We start from the raw sequence: 16,776 nt of genomic DNA on the forward strand, positions 1-16,776 counted from the left end.
TGGTCGATCGTTGATGGCCGCACCGGGCCCCGCCTGGCCCAGTCAGGCGACCTCGACAGGCGCTGCCAGCCACTGCCGCAGGATCGCGGCGTCCGCATCGCCAAACTCGTGGCCCGAGGCGACGATGCGCGCGTCGACCTCGGCTTGGCGTTCGCTGAACAGCGTCACCAGGGCAGGGGCGAAAGGGCCATAGGTCTGGTCGGCGGCACCGGCAATGATCAACACGCGGCTGCCGCCGAGGTTGGTCATCGGCGAGATGTCGAGCACCGGCATCGCCCTCAACAGCGCTGCCTGTCTGACAATGCCGGGATGGAGCAGGATCAGGCTGGAGACGACGTTGGCGCCGTTCGAATAGCCAAGGAAGGTCGCGCGTTGCAGATCGAGCCGCTGCACCTCCGCGACGTCCGTCACGAACTGGGCATAGGCGGCCGTCTCGGCATGGATGGAGACCTGCTCGAAACTGGTCGGCGTGATTCGCTCGAACCAGCGAAATCCGTCCTCCTGTGGAATGCGGCCGCGCGCCGCGACGATCACCGAACGCGGCGCGATCTGCCTTGCCAGCGGCAGCATCGTCGTCTCGTCGACACCTGACCCGTGCAGCACGAACAGGCACTCGCCGCTTGGGTTCGCCGGCCTCAGCAGACGGTAAGGAAAGGCGAGGTCCCGGCGCAGGATACTGTTTTTATCGCTATATTCGGAAGCGCTCATATCCATTTGATTCCATAAGAGATTCATTGATTTGCCGGCTTCAAAACGGAATATTTTCGCGCTCCGCGAAAGTTGATTGAACCAGGCGCAATTCGGGCCGTTTTTCCGCCGATACACTCCCCCCGTGGGAGGAATCGAAGCGGTGCGCCCCGGGGGTCGCATTTGCTGGCTATGAACAACCAGCTTTGAGGCCTTTTGTCGATGACCACCCCTGTTCCCAACGACCGCGATAAGCGTGTCGGAAAGCGCGATATGCGCATCAACGATCGTGACACACGTATCGATCGTGACACACGTATCGACGTGCTGCGCGCGCTCGCGCTGCTCACCATTTTTGTCGACCATGTGCCTGGCACCGTCTTCGAGAACTGGACCTATAAGAATTTCGGCTTTTCCGACGCGGCGGAAGCCTTCGTGCTGATCTCCGGCATCTCGGTGGCGCTGGCTTACGGCACGAAGTTCAAGCCGGGCGGCCGATTGCTCGCGACCTTGAAGATGTGGCGGCGCGCCGGGGTGCTCTACATCTCCCATATCGTCATCACCATGGTGGTGATCGCGCTGTTTAGCGCCGCCGCGCTGTTCGCGCACCGGCCGGAAATGCTGGCGATGATCAACATAGAACCCTTGATGCGCAACACGCCGCAGGCGCTGCTCGGCATCGTCACGCTCGGCCACCAGCTCGGCTACAACAACATCTTGCCGGTCTATGCGGCGCTGCTCCTGGCGGCGCCTGCGTTCGTGCTGTTCGTCAGCTATCGGCCCGTGCCGGCGCTGATCGCGTCCGGCCTGCTGTGGCTCGTCGCCGGCATCTGGCAGATCGCGCCGCCGAACTATCCGGAGCCCGGCCTCTGGTTCCTCAATCCGCTGTCCTGGCAGTTCCTGTTCAACATCGGCCTTGCCGCCATGCTGCATGTGAAGCGCGGCGGGCGCATCCCGGTCAATCCGTGGCTGCTGGGTGCCGCCGGCATCTATGTGGTCGGCGCGGCGATCTGGGTGCACACTCCGCTCTGGGGTCAGATCACCTGGTTCAACCTGCCGGTGGTGATCGGCGGCTTCGACAAGACCTTCCTGTCGCTGCCGCGGCTCTTGCACATTCTTGCGGTCAGCTACCTGATCGTCGCGCTGCCGGCGGTCTCCAACCTCTTCCGCGTCCGGCCCGACAATCCGCTCGCGATCCTGGGCAAGCGCTCGCTGCCGGTGTTCATCGCCGGCACGCTGCTTGCCATGGTGGCGCAGGTGCTGAAGCTGATCAACCCGGGCGGCCCGGCCTACGACACGCTGCTGATCGCGGCAGGCATCGCCATGCAGCTCGCGCTTGCGCTCTACCTCGAATGGCTTGCGAGCCTCGGCCCATCCCGCGCCAAGCCGGTGCGCGAGGAGCCTGCGCGTGTGACATTCGGCGTGCAGCCGCTGCCGGCGCGGGCGGGCGGCTACTGACCGCAGGGCAAGGAAATGCCTGCGATCTATCCGAATTGCCTGAACCCACTCAGGCTTTCGGTGCCGGCCCGGTCGAACCTCTGACGACGAACTCGACGCCCATCGTCTCGCGCCGCACCGCGCCATCATGGTCGAGAATCATGCGCGCGGCGCGGCGGCCGATCTCGGTGATCGGCTGGGCGATGGTGGTCAGCGGCGGCGTGCTCAGCGCGCCGTCCGGCACGCCGTCAAAGCCGACAATGGAGACATCGCCGGGAACGTTGAGGCCGCGTGCCTTCAGCCAGTCGATGGCGATCAGGGCCATGCGGTCCGACATCGCCAGGATGGCGGTCGGCGGCTCCCCGATGGCGAAGATCGCCTCGAGGCCGGCCCTGGTGCTTTTTTCCTCGTTCTCGGTCTCATAGACCGGGATTTTCGCCGTATCGATGCCGAAGCGGGAAAGCTCCTCGAAATAGCCGGCAAGGCGATCGCGCGTTCCGGTGTAGACCGCGCTGCGCACCGCTTCCGGTGTCGCGAAGCCGATGCGATTGTCGGCAAAGCCCAGCGACAGGACGGCGAAACGGCGATGGCCAAGCTCGGCGAGATGGCGCGCGGCGAGCCTGGCGCCGGCGACATTGTCGACGCCGATGGCCGACACGGTCTCGTCCTGGAAGCCGAGCTCCAGCGCGACGAAGGGCAACCTGCGCTCGCGCGTCAGGTCGACAAGCCGCGAGCCGCCTTCGATGCAGAACAGCACAAAGCCGTCGACAAGCGCGCTCTGAATGTTCCAGGCGAGCTTTTCCTGGTTGGCGGCCGAGACCAGCGCGATGCCCGCGCCGGTGGCGTCGCAGGCTTCAGAAATGCCGGCCATCATCACGCGGGCGAACGGATCGTCGAAGAAGTAGGAGAGCGGCTCGGTCGTGGCGACGCCGATGGCGTTGACCTTGCCGGCGCGCAGCAAGCGGCCTTTCGGGTCTGGACCGGCATAACCCATCTGCTCCGCCACCGCCTTGACCCGCTCGCGCACTTCGGCGCGCACGATCTCGGGACGGCTGAAAACATTCGAGGCCGTGCCATGCGAGACGCCGGCGGCCTTGGCGATGTCGGCCAGCCTGATCGGTCTTGCCTGGCCTTCGAGGAGTGATGCCATGTCGTTCCTCCGAATCCGGTCACGGGAAGAACATGACCGCTGAATTGCTGCTGGTCATCTAACATTTTTGTTGGATCGATTCAAATCCTGCTTGACTTCGCGTGATTGGGGCCTATGATTTGAATCGATCCAAGTCCGCTCGCTTTTTGACGGAGCGGTTTCAACAGGAGGGTGCCATGCATCCGGTGAGTTACTTGTTCGAGGACATCTACGGCAACGACTGGGGCATCGCCTCGGCGGCCATTAGCCAGAAGCGGCGCGGCAGAGTGGGTCCCTGGCGCCGCGAACTGCACTTCCTCGTGGAGCGCAAGCGCGGCTGAACCGTGGCCATTTTCGTGTCCACGCATTGGATCGATTCAACTTGAGGAGAAGCAGTCATGCATCCGATTGGTCATCTTTTTCAGGACATCTACCGCAACTATTGGGGCATCACGCGCGGAACCGAGCAGCCCGAGCGGCGCCGCGCCAACGACCTGCCTGCGCGCAAGCACAAGCGGCGCGCCGATTAAAAACGCTCGCCGGAAATACCTACGGCCGAGGACGCCACAGCGCCGAGACGGCGATCGCTACCCAGCCGGCGATCAAAAGTGTACCGCCGATCGGCGCCGACATCGGGAACAGCCGCGAGCCGAGAAAGTCGCGGGCGAGCAGATCGCCGCAGAACAGAAGCAGGCCCGCGAGCAGGACGAGGCTGGCGATTCTGAGGCAGCGATTGCCGCCGGCAAGGCCGATGGCAAGGAACGCCGGCGCATGCATCAGCAGGAAATTGGCCGCCGTGCCGGTGAAGGCGCCGCCGCGATGCGCCGCCGTCGCCGACAGCGCCACTCCGGCCGCGCCGACGAGGGCGGCTGCCAGCACGAGAACGCGGCTCCCGCCGTCTGATGCTTGCCCAGTAAGGCTCATCCTGGATGCTCCATGCTGCGGTTGAGGTGGAGGCGCCGGTTAGGATTCGCCGGCTTCCAGCAGCATATGCCGTGCCCGGCGCGACTCGACAATCCAGTTGTAGGCAGCACCCAGCGCCATCAGCACCGCTGTGCCCAGAAACACCGAGCGCATACCGAAATGCCCGCCGACGAAGCCGCCGGACAGCGGCCCCGCGACCTGGCCGACATATTGCGCCGAAATCGCCAGGCCAAGCACATTGCCGCCGACCCCGTCAGGGATGTTGTGGCGGATCACGCTGGTGATGCAAGGCAACAGTCCGCCCAGCGCCAGGCCCATCAGGAAGCGCAGGCCGATCAATTGCCAGCCATTGGTGACGTAGGCTTGCGGAATGAGCAGCAATGCCGAGACCGCCAGCGCACTGACCACGACGTTCCAGTGGCCGACGCGGTCGGCGAGTTTTCCCAGCCAGGACGAGGACAGGATGGTGCCGAGCGCCGCGGCGGACATGACGACGCCCGCAACCATGGTCACCTTGCTCTGGTCCTCGATGAGTTGCTGCACATAGACGGTGATGATCGGCTCGATCGACATGGTGGCGAAGGCGAGCAGCATGCCGGTGGCCAGCATGGCGACGATCGGCCGCTTGTCGGGGATCTGCGACCAGCCGCTTTTCGGCTTCGTCGTCGAGGCGAGCTTGGGCGCCGGCGGATTCTCCTTGATCAGGAAGGTCGTCGCCAGGAAGGCCAGGAAAATGACGGCGCCGGACAGCAGGAAGGTGGCGCGGATGCCGATCAGCGGCGGCAGCAGACCGCCCAGCAGCGGTCCGACCAGCGAGCCCGCCGTGATGCCCGCCGCCAGCACGCCCAGCGCCCAGCCGGAGCGCTCCTTGGGCGTCTGCATCGCCACCAGGATCGTCGAACCCGATGAATAACCCCCGGCAAAACCGATCAGCAATCGAAGCAGCACCAGCTGCCAGACGCTCTCAACCATGCCGGTCAGCGACATACAGATCGCCATGCCGAACGAAGCGCGTACCAGCATCAGCTTGCGGCCGTAGCGGTCGCCCAGCCGTCCCCACAAAGGCGCGACCAGCGCGGCCGCGAAGAAGGTCGCGCCATAGGCGATGCCCGACCACTGCACGATCGCCGCGTGGCCTTCGGCGCCGAGCTGCTCGACGTACAGCGGCAGGAACGGAAGAAGCAGCGTCATGGCGACAAGCGTGCTGAACGAGCCGGCGAAGCAGACGGCGAGATTGCGTCGCCAATGGATGTTGAAGCCGCTCTGTTCGGGTTCCTTGGGCGTCATGTCATGCGTGCCAATGCTGGGGTTGTTGCGGATACCAATTTGGGATACCAAGCTGGTATCCGTCATGGACCTGACACTCGCTACTGTCAATGCGAGCGCCGTCAACGCGGCTTGGAAAACGGGACGACAAATGTCGCAGATGCAAAATGTCGAAAGACAGCTTCGCGAGATGATCCTCGGTTTGGAGATCGGACCGGGCGAGCGGCTGACCGAGCGCTGGATCGAGAGCCGCTTCGGCGCGTCGCGCACGCCGGTGCGGGCCGCATTGCTGCGCCTGGAGACGGAAGGGCTGATCGGCCGCGACGGCCGCGGCTGGACGGTGGCGCCAATCAACCTTGCCGAACTCGGGCAGATCGCCGTCTACCGCGAGGCGGTCGAAGTCGCGGCGGTTCGCCTCACGGCGGCGCTCGAAGACCGTGGCGGCATCGACGTGATCGCGGCGATGCTCGATTCCTGCGATGCTGAGACGCCGCGCGAGGAGTGGCATCGCGTCGGCCTGGATTTCCACATCGAACTGGCAAGGCTTTCCGGCAACGAGTTTCTGCTCAGGGCAGTGCGCGACGCGATGACCAGGCTGTCGCGTGCGCGCTGGCTGGAGGTGCGCGATGAGAAGGCGCTCGGCCGTGCCTGGGCCGAACATCATGCCATCCTCGCCGCCGTCAGGAGCGCCGATGCCGATGAAGCGGCGCGACTGCTTTCCGCTCACATCGCCGGCAGCCGAGATCGGCTGGTCACCTCATTGCATGACGACCGGCGCGGTTTGCGCGCACGCGGGTTTGCCGTGGTCGCGGCTTGAGGGAAAGCGTCGACACAACGCCGGTTGCATTAGCGGGCTTGCAACGTGGCCGGGAGAATGCTGTAGGAGACGAGGGGAACTTGCTGAACTCGCGGACGTATGGCCACACTCTCTCGAACCGCCGCAAAGCTGTTCTATTACGCGCGCAATTTCGCGCGCGACCGCGCACCGCAGTCCCTGTTTCGCGACCGCCTCGCCAGCCGGCTTGAACAGGCCATGCTTTCGGGCAAGACGGTTCGCGAGCGGCTGAACTACTACAACAAGCTGGAACACCCGTTCGTGCCCAGTCCGGACGCCGTAGCCGTCGGCAAGCTGCCGTCCTCTTCCAGCATGTATTATTACGACCTCAAGGAATTCGCGCGCTATTTCGATCCCGGCCTGCTGATCGATTTCGAATTCGGCGACGTTGTCGGGGTTCCGGAGTTCCCGAGGATCGTCAAGGACCGGCCCATCGGCGACGACAATGCGAACGGCGTGCTGATGAAGCTGAACAAGTTCCGTCACTTCTACATGCCGCCCGACAACCTGTCTTTCGCCGCCAAGCGTCCGATGGTGGTCTGGCGCGGTCATCTCAACAATCCGATTCGCACCCGCTTCGTCGAAAAAGCCGCCGACCTGCCGATTTGCGATGCGGGTTCCCACAGGGCCGATGCGCCGGACGGATACCGCAAGCCGTTCCTGAACATCGAGCAGCAGCGACAGTATCGCTACATCGTCTCGCTCGAAGGCAATGATGTCGCGACGAACCTGAAATGGATCATGAGCTCCAATTCACTCTGCCTCATGCCGGAACCGACCTACGAAACCTGGTTCGCCGAAGCCCAGGTCGAGCCCAACGTCCACTATGTGCCCCTGCAGCCGGATTTCTCCGACCTGCTCGACAAGGTGGCCTATTTCGAAAAACATCCCGACGAGGCGGGACGGATAACCGCCGCCGCCAATGCCTATTGCCGCAGATTCGGCAATGAGCAGGACGAGCAGGCGATCTCGCTGCTCGTCCTCTACAAATATTTCGTGCTGAGCGGGCAGATTAAGCCCGACGCGGAAGTCTGGCGCTTTATCGCCGGCTGAGCGTTTTAAGCGTGAGAGCGGTCGAGCACCTCGTCGGCCGGCCCGAAACGATCCCTGGCCGTGAACTGCTGGTGCCAATAGGGATAAAGCACCGGCGGCCGGCTGACGATGTCGAGACGCTGCCGTTCGTCCTCGGTGAGCGACAGGCTTGCCGCGGCGAGGTTGTCCTTGAGCTGCGCCTCGTTGCGCGCGCCGATCACCAGCGAGCTTACGGCCGGTCGGCCGAGCAGCCAGGCAAGCGCCACCTGCGCGCCCGAAACGCCGCGTGCCTTGCCGATGAAGTTGAGCACGTCGACAATGCGCCACAGGCGATCCTCATCGCGGATCGGCGGTTCCGTCCAGCCGCCGATCTGGCGCGCGGTCGGGCTGTCGCGATGGTATTTGCCGGAGAGCAGTCCGCCGGCAAGCGGGCTCCAGACGAGCACGCCGAGGCCCTGGTCGACCGAGATCGGCAGCAATTCGTATTCGGCCTCCCGCGCTTCCAGCGTGTAGTGGATCTGCTGAGTGATGAAACGGGCCTGATGGCGGCTGTCGCTGACGGCAAGAGCCTTCATTACCTGCCAGCCCGACCAGTTGGAGCAGCCGATATAGCGGATCTTGCCCTGATTGACCAAGGTGTCGAGCGCCGCGACCGTCTCCTCGACCGGGGTGAGCCCATCCCATTGGTGGACGAAATAGACGTCGATGACGTCGGTCCTGAGCCGCTTCAGGCTCCTTTCGCACTCGCGGATCAGGTGATGGCGCGACAGGCCTTCGTCATTGGGGCCGGTGCCGATACGCATGCGCGCCTTCGAGGCGATCAGCACATCGTTCTTGCGCTTGCCGCCAAGCGCCTCGCCGATGATCTCTTCCGACAACCCGCTGGAATAGACGTTTGCGGTGTCGATGAGGTTAATGCCGGCATCGATGCAGGTGTCGATGATGCGTTTGGCTGCCGAAAGATCCGAATTGCCGACGGCGGCGAACGGACCGGTGCCGCCGAAAGTCATGGTGCCAAGCGTCAATGTCGAGACTTTCAAGCCGGATCGGCCGAGCGTGCGGTATTCCATGTCGGTCCTCGCAATTTGTTTTGAAGAAGCGCTGTGGCGAGCGCCGGAAAGAGGCGAGGGATTTGTAGGACAATTCCCGCCGCTTGTCGCCCCGCTATCGATACGGGGTCGATCACATATCTTCCATGTCGATGCAGCTGCCGGGCGATTGCAATAAAACCGTCATTGCGCCTCTGTATCTCAGTCGGCTTACGGAGTGTCCGGCCGGAGCTTCCGAAGCGGTGATGGCTGACAGGCAGACGGAGCAGCGCGATGAATGAACTGAAACCGAATTCCGGAGCCAAGGACTGGCTGGAGGCCGAGCTCGAGGATACGCTCGACGAGGACTATGAGCTGGAGCTGTCCGAGCCGGCGCTCTCGCTCGAGATCGCCAAGATCTACAAGAAGTCGCATCCGCCCTCCATCGAGCGCATGACCTATTTTCGCGAGCTGCTCAGGCTGCAGTCGGAGCTGATCAAGCTGCAGTCCTGGGTCGCCTACCACAAGAAGAAGCTGGTGGTGGTCTTCGAAGGCCGCGATTCCGCCGGCAAGGGCGGCGTCATCAAGCGCATCACGCAGCGGCTCAATCCGCGCATCGCCCGTGTCGTGGCATTGCCGGCGCCGACCGAGCGCGAGAAGTCGCAATGGTATTTCCAGCGCTACGTGCCGCATCTGCCCGCGGGCGGCGAGATCGTGCTGTTCGACCGCTCCTGGTACAATCGCTCCGGCGTCGAGCGGGTGATGGGCTTTGCCAATGGGGACCAAGTCGAGGAGTTCTTCCGCGACGTGCCCGAATTCGAGCGCATGCTGGTCCGTTCCGGAATCACCCTGGTGAAATACTGGTTCTCGATCACCGACGAGGAGCAGCAGATGCGCTTCCTGATGCGCATCCACGATCCGATGAAGCAGTGGAAGCTCTCGCCCATGGACCTGCAGTCGCGCGTGCGCTGGGAGCAATACACCAAGGCCAAGGAAGAGACCTTCGCCCGCACCAACATTCCGGAAGCGCCCTGGTTCATCGTCGAGGGCAACGACAAGAAGCGGGCTCGGCTGAACTGCATCGACCATCTGTTGCAGCAGATGCCCTATGAGGAGGTTCCGCACGAGGAAATCACGCTGCCGGAGCGCGTCTTCAACCCAGAATATGAGCGCCAGGTCCTGCCGCGCGAACTCTACGTGCCGGAGAAGTATTGAGCGCCCTCCTTCTCTCCTTGTGGGAGAAGGTGGATCGGCGCGCAGCGCCGAGACGGATGAGGGGTGTTGGAAGAAATGAGGCGGTGACGATTTCCAGCTCGTCGCCAAGCTGGAGCACCCTCATCCGACCTCGCTTCGCGAGGCCACCTTCTCCCACAAGGGGAGAAGGAGAAGCTTGGCCTACGCCCGCCCGATCATCACATGCGTGGCATCCGCCGTGGCAACCTGTTCCGTGCACTGATACCCCAGCTTCAGCATGTCGAGACCGGCGAACAGATGCTCGCCCGAGCCGAGCAGGACAGGCGAGATCGCCAGATGCATCTCGTCGATCAAGCTCTCCTGCAGATATTGACGGACGGTCGAGACGCCGCCGCCGACGCGCACGTCCTTGCCGCCGGCGGCTGCCTTCGCCTGCTCGAGCGCCGAATGGATGCCTTCGGTGACGAAGTAAAACGTCGTGCCGCCTTCCATCTCGATCGGCGCGCGCTTGTGATGCGTCAGAATGAAGGTCGGCACGTGATAGGGTGGGTTGGGGCCCCACCAGCCTTTCCAATCGTCGTCCGGCCATTCGCCGCGGCTCGGCGCGAACATGTTGCGGCCGAGAATCCAGGCGCCGACATTCTCGAAGCTGCGTACCGCAAAATCGTTATCGGTATCCGTCGTCCCGCCTTCCTTGCCGATCATCTGGTAGAACGAGCGGGTCTTGATCATCCATTTGTGCAGGTTTTCGCCGCCGACGCCGAGCGGGCTGGCGAGGCTCTGGTCGGGACCGGCACCGTAGCCGTCGAGCGAGAGCGTAAAACAATCAACACGGAGCTTGGACACGGTTTCCTCCTGATCAGTTGTGATATGCAAGCGGAATAGCTCAACTGATTGCATTTTGCAATCAGTATTCTATCGGGCAAAAAAATCCGGCCGGCAGAGTGGCCGGCCGGTTATCCAACAGCATCAGATCAGTCGGGGGCTTATCCCCTCAGCATCTGCGCCACCACCGGCGCGAAATAGGTGAGCACGCCGTCACAGCCCGCCCGCTTCAGCGCAAGCAGCGATTCCAGCATCGCCTTTTCGCCGTCGATCCAGCCATTGGCGGCCGCTGCTTTGATCATCGAATATTCGCCCGACACTTGATAGGCGAAGGTCGGCATCCGCAGCTCGTCCTTCAGCCGGCGGATGATGTCGAGATAGGGCAGGCCGGGCTTGACCATCAGCATGTCGGCGCCCTCGGCGAGGTCCTGCTCGGCCTCGCGCACGGCCTCGTCGGAATTGGCGTGGTCGATATAGTAGGTCTTCTTGTCGCCCTTGAGCAGGCCGGCGGTGCCGACCGCCTCGCGGTACGGCCCGTAGAAGGCCGAGGCGAACTTCGTCGCGTAGGACATTATCGCCACGTCCTGGAAACCGTTGGCATCGAGCGCGTCACGAATGGCGCCGATGCGGCCGTCCATCATGTCCGAAGGCGCGATGATGTCGGCGCCCGCCGCCGCCTGGATGACGGCCGCGGCGGCGACCTGCTCCACCGTCTCGTCATTGACGATGATGCCGTCGCGCAGGATGCCGTCATGGCCGTGGCTGGTGAACGGGTCGAGCGCGGCATCGGTGATAATGCCGATCTCCGGCACCGCGTCCTTGATGGCGCGCGTGGCGCGGTTGATGACATTGTCGGGGTCGAGGATGTGCGATCCGGTTTGGTCGCGCAGCGCAAGCTCGACATGGGGGAAGGTGGCGATGGCCGGGATGCCCAGCTTGGCCGCGCGCTCGACTTCCTTCACCGCGAGGTCGAGGGACAGGCGATAGACGTCCGGCATCGCGGCGATCGGCTCGCGCGTGTTCTTGCCGTCGATGACGAAGATCGGCCAGATCAGGTCGTTCACCGAAAGCTGGTTCTCCTGCACCAGCCGTCGCGACCAGTCGGCCTTGCGCATGCGCCGCAGCCGCCGGCTGCCGGTGATCTCGTCGACGCTGCGCGCGCCGGCGGGCTTTGCGGGAGTGAATTTGTTCATCGCCGAAACTCTCTTTTGCGCCGGCTTTTACCACGCGTCTCCGCTGCTGACCAATGCGACACGATTGTGCCAGCGTCGAAGCGCGAGTTCCTCGCCCCTGCCAAAGGCGGGGGAGAGGTGGCCGCGAAGCGGACGGAGAGGGGGCCTTCGTAGGGCGCTCCCCTCTCCGTCTCGGCTTCGCCGAGCCACCTCTCCCCACTGCGTGGGACGAGGAAGCCTCACGGTTGCCCGTGCCCCGACAAAATCTGCGCCGCGCCCCTGATCGCCACACGGAACGCCTCGTCGAAGCTGACGCCGCGCGCCTGCCAGCGGTAGGTCCTGCCGCGATCGTCCAGCCGCCAGTCGGCGATCCAGCCAAGCTCCTTGTCGCTCCACACGATGCTGCCGGCGAGCGCCCGGGCCGCTCCCGCTTTCTTCGCGAGCTTGTCGAGCTTTGCCATATCGGCGGCCGCGAGCGCCTTTTCGTCGAGGCCGCCGAGCTGGCTGGCCTTTGGAAAGACAATGCGCATCAGCAGTGGACTTGTGGCGTTGGCGAAGGATTCCCTCATGGTCTTGCCCAGGTCCTCATCCGCCGTCAGCATGAAATGCCGCGAGCCCTGCTCGGCGGTCATGAAGACGGCGATAGGCGGCCGCTCGCCGAGCCAGGGCCTGCTGCCGAGCTGCGCCAGGAGCTTGTCGATGACAGCTGGCTTGTAGAGGCAGGTGAGATCATGCGGCCTGTCATGCGTGCCTTGCTCGTCATGGATCGGGATGCCTTCGAGCCGGTCGTGATAGCGGAAGGACTGCACGAAGTCGGCCGCCTTGTCGCGCAGAGCCAGCATCTCCGTCTTCTGCGTCAGGCGCTGGTCGCCCGAGACCTTGACCAGCACCTTGTCGAGGCAATCCTTGAAGCCGATCTCGCGATTTGCCTCGCCGGTGCCGGTGACGATCGCCTGCGCCTGGTAGAGCTCGGCGATTGTCGCAGCGCGGACGGGCAGTCCCAGACATAGGAGACCGACCAATCCAACCGCGAAGCGGGAAATTCCAGGCATGTCGATCTGCTCGAAACCTGTCGGGCGCGGGCACAGTGCTTTGCCGGTTACCTAACATCTGGCGCTGCCGCCCGCCAGCGCAAGGAGCGCTCCCCAGTAACCGCCGCCATTGACGCGTCTCCATGCCGCCTTTAGCACTTCTCTCCCCCGGCGGGCGGAGAGAGGGATTCTCTGGTGATGGATTTTGGCGGAGGCGACGAGATCCGCTTCGAGCGGCTGGGCAGAGCGGGCGTTGTCACGTTGACCCGTCCGAAGGCGCTCAACGCCGTCACGCACAACATGGTCAAGGCGCTCGGCAGGGCGCTGGACGCCTGGGAACAGGATCCCGGCGTCGGTGTCGTCGTCGTCAAGGCCGAGGGCAGGGCGTTTTCCGCCGGCGGCGATATCCTGCACATCTACGAGGCCGGCCGCGCCGGCGAACCGCCGGTCGATTTCTTCGCCGACGAGTACCGGCTCAATGCCCGCATCGCGCGCTTCAAGAAACCTTATATCGCTTTGATCGACGGCATCGTCATGGGCGGCGGCGTCGGCATCTCTTTTCATGGCTCGCATCGGGTGCTGACCGAGAACGCGCAGTTCGCCATGCCGGAGGTCGGCATCGGCTTCTTCCCCGATGTCGGCGCCAGCCATTTGCTGCCGGATCTCGGCGGCTCCTTCGGCATGTATCTCGGGCTGACCGGAAATCGCATCCGCTACGGCGATGCGCTTTGGTCGGGGCTTGCCACGCACACCATCAAGGCGCAGGACCAGGCGGGGTTGCTCGACGAGCTGGCGATCAGCAACGATCCGAATGCCGAGCTGCGCGATTTCTTCGTGCCGGCAAAGCGCGAGACGGAGCAGCAGGACCTGGATTCGATCGCACGCCATTTTTCGCAAAGCTCGCTTGCCGATATCATCGCCAGCCTCGAGGAGGCCGCTGCCGGCGATGCTTTCGCCGCCAGGACGCTTGCCATGATCAAGACCCGTTCGCCGACCAGCCTAAACGTCGCCTGGCGCGAGATCAGCGCCGGCTCGACACTGTCGATGGACGAATGCATGAAGATGGAGTTCCGCATCCTCAACCGCATGCTTGCCGGCCATGATTTCTACGAAGGCATCCGCGCCGCCATCATCGAAAAAGGCTCGAAGCCCGAGTGGCGACCGGCAGGACTGGATGAGGTCCGGACGGCCGACATCGACGCCTATTTCGCGCCGCTCGGGGACAAGGAGCTTGTCCTGTGAGCGAGGTCACCTCCAGGCGCGTGGTGCTGCAGCCCTCGACCACCGAGGTCATCTTCGCCTGGTTCCAGCGCGTCATCGCCGGCTACTGCCTGTTGTTCGGCATCCTCTATTGGATCCGCCTCATCGGCATTTATCCGGGCGAGATGTGGCGCTTCGACCTGATGCCGGTGCACTGGCAGGTGGCGGCGGCCATGCTCGCGGTGTTCTTTCCCTTCGCCGCCGCCGGCCTCTGGATGCTGGCATCGTGGGGGCCGGTGATCTGGTTCATCTGCGCCGCGACCGAGACGGTGATGTATGCCGGTTTCCCCGATCTCTTCGGCCACCGGCTGCTGATCGTCGTATCGCACGCCTGCGTGGCCTTGCTCTACATCGTCTTTCGCGTCACCATCTGGCTGCAGAAGCGCCGGCTCCGCCAATGAACATGATGCCGAAAAGTGTGAAGCTGTTTTCGGACGACATCATGCTCCACCCATAAAGCGGGCCGAGGGCCGGCCTTCGGGGCCGATTTCGCGGCCCCGTTTCACTGGAAAATCAATTGGCTAAATCTTTAGGTTAATTGTTCTTGCTCGGGTGACCGATCGTTAAGCGTCTTCCGAAACCTCTTACCGGTAAGCTCTTGTTAGCCCTGGCGTTTAAGTCGAATTTTATGAGTATTCGATAGTGTCGCGATCAAGGTGAAAAACAAAAAATCACCAAGGCGACAAACGAGAGGCAAAGACAATGATCAATTCGCGTCCGGCGGCGAAGACCGCAAACGTATCCGACGATCGCCGCGAGGCTATCCGCTCGCTTTACATGGAATCGCTGCAGCTGGTGGAGCGTCTGCACCGCCGCCTGCTTGACGTGATCAAGGACGAGTTCGACCGCAACGGCCGTTCCGACATCAACGCCATCCAGGCGCTGCTGCTCTTCAACATCGGCAATTCGGAGCTGACCGCCGGCGAGCTGCGCTCGCGTGGCTATTATCTCGGCTCCAACGTCTCCTACAATCTGAAGAAGCTGGTCGACCTCGGCTTCATCAACCATCAGCGCTCGCGCATCGACCGCCGTTCGGTCCGCGTCTCGCTGACGCCGAAGGGCAACGAGGTGGCCGACGTCGTCGCCGGCCTATACGAGCGCCATGTCGGCTCGATCGAGGCGGTCGGCGGCATCAACACCGACGAGTTCAAGCAGATGAACCGCGCGCTGCAGCGGCTAGACCGCTTCTGGAACGATACGATCGCTTACCGGATGTAAGCGCTTCGCAATTGGGGACGGGAAAGCCGCGCCGAAGAAGCGCGACCGGGAGAAGAGTACGGGATCGGTGCTTGAAGCGCACCGGTCCTATCCTTTTGGCGAAGGCGGGCATCTGCGGGAGTTTGACCGCCGCTCTGCGCATTGAAGCTCCGCGCCTGAAGGGCAGGGTGCTTACTTCGCAAGGACGCGCCAGCATCGCGCGATGCAAAAAAGCATCGCCGCCCTTCCTTTCACCTTGCCGCCGCATGCAAATCGCGGGCCAAGGCCACGTTGCCGCCATAATCGCGGTCAATGCGGTTTGTGAGTGACGCTGCGGGCCTGTGCCTTGCGCTCCTTGGAACCTGCGTTGCGGCAGCGCGTTTCTGGCGGCCGACCGATGCGGGTCTTGGTTGGCGAATTGTTAAGTTTGCCACCCCTAGAGTGCGGACAAGCCGCCCGGCAAGCGATTGAGCGAGAGCGAATAGCCAAGAATGTCTGCCATGAGAACCAGCCGCCGTTTCTTCCTCACCGGAGCCTCCGCGCTTGCCGCCGCAATGGTCGCCGGCCAAGCGAGCGCCCAGGACGTGATCGGGGACATCCTGAAATCCTCGACCCGCGGCAACTGGGACGACCAGTTCGACGCCCGCGGCACCGACACCAACAAGGTCGCTTCGACGCTGCCGATCTTCAGCCTGCAGACGGTGGCCTTCACCGAGCAGGCGGTGGCGCAGTACCAGAACATCGTCTCCCAGGGCGGCTGGGAGCAGGTTCCGGCCACCAAGAAATTGCAGCTTGGCGACGACGATCCGGATGTCGTGCCGTTGCGCAAGCGCCTGATGGTCTCGGGCGACCTGCCGCAGAGCGCCGGCATTTCGACGGCCTTCGATTCCTACGTCGACTCGGCGGTAAAGCGCTTCCAGCTCCGTCACGGCCTGCCGGCCGACGGCGCCATGGGCAAATACACTTATACGGCAATGAACGTCTCGGCGCAGATCCGGCTCGGCCAGTTGCAGACCAACCTCCAGCGCCTGAAGGAAAAGGCCGGCACGCTGGGCGACCGCTACGTGCTGGTCGACATTCCGGGCGCCCAGATCGAAGCCGTCGAGAACGACCGGGTCGTGCTTCGCCATACCGCGATCGTCGGCAAGATCGACCGCCAGACGCCGATCGTGAACTCGAAGATCAACGAGATCATCGTCAATCCATACTGGAACGCGCCGGTCTCGATCGTGCGCAAGGACATCATTCCGCTGATGCGGAAGGACCCGAACTACCTCAAGGACAGCCACATCCGCCTGTTCGCGCCGGACGGCAGCGAGGTCGATCCGATGACCATCGACTGGTCGACGGACGATGCCGCGAAATACCGTTTCCGCCAGGATCCCGGCGGCAACAATGCCATGGCCTCGGTCAAGATCAACTTCCCGAGCCCGGACGGGGTCTACATGCACGACACGCCGCAGCAGAGCCTGTTTGGCAAGCTGATGCGCTTCGATTCCTCCGGCTGTGTGCGCGTCCAGAATGTGCGCGACCTCGTCACCTGGATCCTGCGCGACACGCCCGGCTGGGACCGTCAGCATTTCGAGGCGGCGATCAAGACCGGCGAGAACACCCCGATCCAGGTCGTCAACCCGGTGCCGGTTCACTTCCTCTATCTGTCGGCATGGTCGACCGCCCCGGGCGTCGTGCAGTTCCGCGATGACATCTACGGCCTCGACGGCGCCAGCGAGCTGCAGATCAGCTCCGCGCTTTAAGCATC

Annotated in this window: 18 protein-coding genes; 10 read left to right on the top strand and 8 right to left on the bottom strand. The window is 63.5% G+C overall.

The features are described from left to right. Positions 1–42: 42 nt before the first annotated feature. A complete protein-coding gene (locus LB535_RS25795) occupies positions 43–708 on the bottom strand; it encodes an alpha/beta hydrolase (RefSeq protein WP_224634186.1) in 666 nt (221 codons plus the stop codon). A 201-nt stretch (positions 709–909) separates the two neighbouring features. Between LB535_RS25795 and LB535_RS25800 the strand changes: the two genes are divergently transcribed. Next, positions 910–2,145 (top strand): OpgC family protein, encoded by a 1,236-nt coding sequence (locus LB535_RS25800; RefSeq protein WP_224634187.1) that lies wholly within the window; start codon positions 910–912, stop codon positions 2,143–2,145. 49 nt (positions 2,146–2,194) lie between these two features. Here the strand turns inward: LB535_RS25800 and LB535_RS25805 are convergent, their stop codons facing one another. After that, positions 2,195–3,274, bottom strand: a complete 1,080-nt coding sequence (locus tag LB535_RS25805) for a LacI family DNA-binding transcriptional regulator (protein ID WP_224634188.1) — start codon at positions 3,272–3,274, stop codon at positions 2,195–2,197. A 176-nt stretch (positions 3,275–3,450) separates the two neighbouring features. Here LB535_RS25805 and LB535_RS25810 point away from each other — a divergent pair, with 176 nt between their 5' ends. Both LB535_RS25810 and LB535_RS28910 read left to right on the top strand, forming a co-directional pair. Continuing rightward, positions 3,451–3,594, top strand: a complete 144-nt coding sequence (locus LB535_RS25810; protein WP_224634189.1) for a hypothetical protein — start codon at positions 3,451–3,453, stop codon at positions 3,592–3,594. Between the two features lie 57 nt (positions 3,595–3,651). After that, positions 3,652–3,783: a hypothetical protein gene (locus LB535_RS28910; protein WP_263483149.1), complete on the top strand. Its 132-nt coding sequence runs from the start codon at positions 3,652–3,654 to the stop codon at positions 3,781–3,783. Between the two features lie 19 nt (positions 3,784–3,802). On the opposite strand, the gene LB535_RS25815 is transcribed toward LB535_RS28910, so the two are convergent. Beyond that, entirely contained in the window at positions 3,803–4,177 is a 375-nt protein-coding gene (locus tag LB535_RS25815) for a DUF423 domain-containing protein (RefSeq protein ID WP_224634190.1), read from the bottom strand. A gap of 39 nt (positions 4,178–4,216) precedes the next feature. Further along, complete coding sequence (locus tag LB535_RS25820; RefSeq protein ID WP_411969613.1) at positions 4,217–5,515, bottom strand: MFS transporter; 1,299 nt, start codon at positions 5,513–5,515, stop codon at positions 4,217–4,219. A 79-nt stretch (positions 5,516–5,594) separates the two neighbouring features. Between LB535_RS25820 and LB535_RS25825 the strand changes: the two genes are divergently transcribed. After that, on the top strand, positions 5,595–6,260 hold the full coding sequence (locus tag LB535_RS25825) for a GntR family transcriptional regulator (RefSeq protein ID WP_140842662.1): 666 nt from the start codon (positions 5,595–5,597) through the stop codon (positions 6,258–6,260). Positions 6,261–6,359: 99 nt separating this feature from the next. After that, entirely contained in the window at positions 6,360–7,331 is a 972-nt protein-coding gene (locus LB535_RS25830; protein WP_140842664.1) for a glycosyl transferase family 90, read from the top strand. A gap of 5 nt (positions 7,332–7,336) precedes the next feature. On the opposite strand, the gene LB535_RS25835 is transcribed toward LB535_RS25830, so the two are convergent. Continuing rightward, entirely contained in the window at positions 7,337–8,380 is a 1,044-nt protein-coding gene (locus tag LB535_RS25835; protein WP_224634191.1) for an aldo/keto reductase, read from the bottom strand. A 252-nt stretch (positions 8,381–8,632) separates the two neighbouring features. Here LB535_RS25835 and ppk2 point away from each other — a divergent pair, with 252 nt between their 5' ends. After that, entirely contained in the window at positions 8,633–9,553 is a 921-nt protein-coding gene (gene ppk2, locus LB535_RS25840) for a polyphosphate kinase 2 (RefSeq protein WP_095767696.1), read from the top strand. Between the two features lie 180 nt (positions 9,554–9,733). Here the strand turns inward: ppk2 and LB535_RS25845 are convergent, their stop codons facing one another. The 3 genes from LB535_RS25845 to LB535_RS25855 form a co-directional block, all read right to left on the bottom strand. Continuing rightward, entirely contained in the window at positions 9,734–10,378 is a 645-nt protein-coding gene (locus LB535_RS25845) for a dihydrofolate reductase family protein (RefSeq protein WP_224634192.1), read from the bottom strand. Positions 10,379–10,518: 140 nt separating this feature from the next. Then, positions 10,519–11,550, bottom strand: coding sequence for a porphobilinogen synthase (gene hemB / locus LB535_RS25850; RefSeq protein ID WP_224634193.1), 1,032 nt, complete (start codon positions 11,548–11,550; stop codon positions 10,519–10,521). Positions 11,551–11,768: 218 nt separating this feature from the next. Beyond that, the gene (locus LB535_RS25855; RefSeq protein ID WP_224634194.1) at positions 11,769–12,581 is read right to left on the bottom strand and encodes a DUF2066 domain-containing protein; all 813 of its coding nucleotides are present in this window, start codon (positions 12,579–12,581) and stop codon (positions 11,769–11,771) included. Positions 12,582–12,758: 177 nt separating this feature from the next. Between LB535_RS25855 and LB535_RS25860 the strand changes: the two genes are divergently transcribed. The 4 genes from LB535_RS25860 (at position 12,759) to LB535_RS25875 (ending at position 16,771) form a co-directional block, all read left to right on the top strand. Next, entirely contained in the window at positions 12,759–13,802 is a 1,044-nt protein-coding gene (locus LB535_RS25860; RefSeq protein ID WP_224634195.1) for an enoyl-CoA hydratase/isomerase family protein, read from the top strand. Continuing rightward, on the top strand, positions 13,799–14,221 hold the full coding sequence (locus LB535_RS25865; protein ID WP_095767691.1) for a DUF6163 family protein: 423 nt from the start codon (positions 13,799–13,801) through the stop codon (positions 14,219–14,221). Before LB535_RS25860 ends, LB535_RS25865 begins: the two co-directional genes overlap by 4 nt. Before the next feature lie 301 nt (positions 14,222–14,522). Next, positions 14,523–15,038, top strand: a complete 516-nt coding sequence (gene ldtR / locus LB535_RS25870) for a transcriptional regulator LdtR (protein WP_040983294.1) — start codon at positions 14,523–14,525, stop codon at positions 15,036–15,038. 479 nt (positions 15,039–15,517) lie between these two features. Then, positions 15,518–16,771 carry a murein L,D-transpeptidase gene (locus tag LB535_RS25875; RefSeq protein ID WP_224634196.1) on the top strand — a complete coding sequence of 418 codons (1,254 nt, stop codon included), beginning with the start codon at positions 15,518–15,520 and terminating at the stop codon, positions 16,769–16,771. Positions 16,772–16,776 lie beyond the last annotated feature (5 nt).

It is taken from the genome of Mesorhizobium sp. CA10 (genome assembly GCF_020165285.1).
GTDB lineage: Bacteria > Pseudomonadota > Alphaproteobacteria > Rhizobiales > Rhizobiaceae > Mesorhizobium.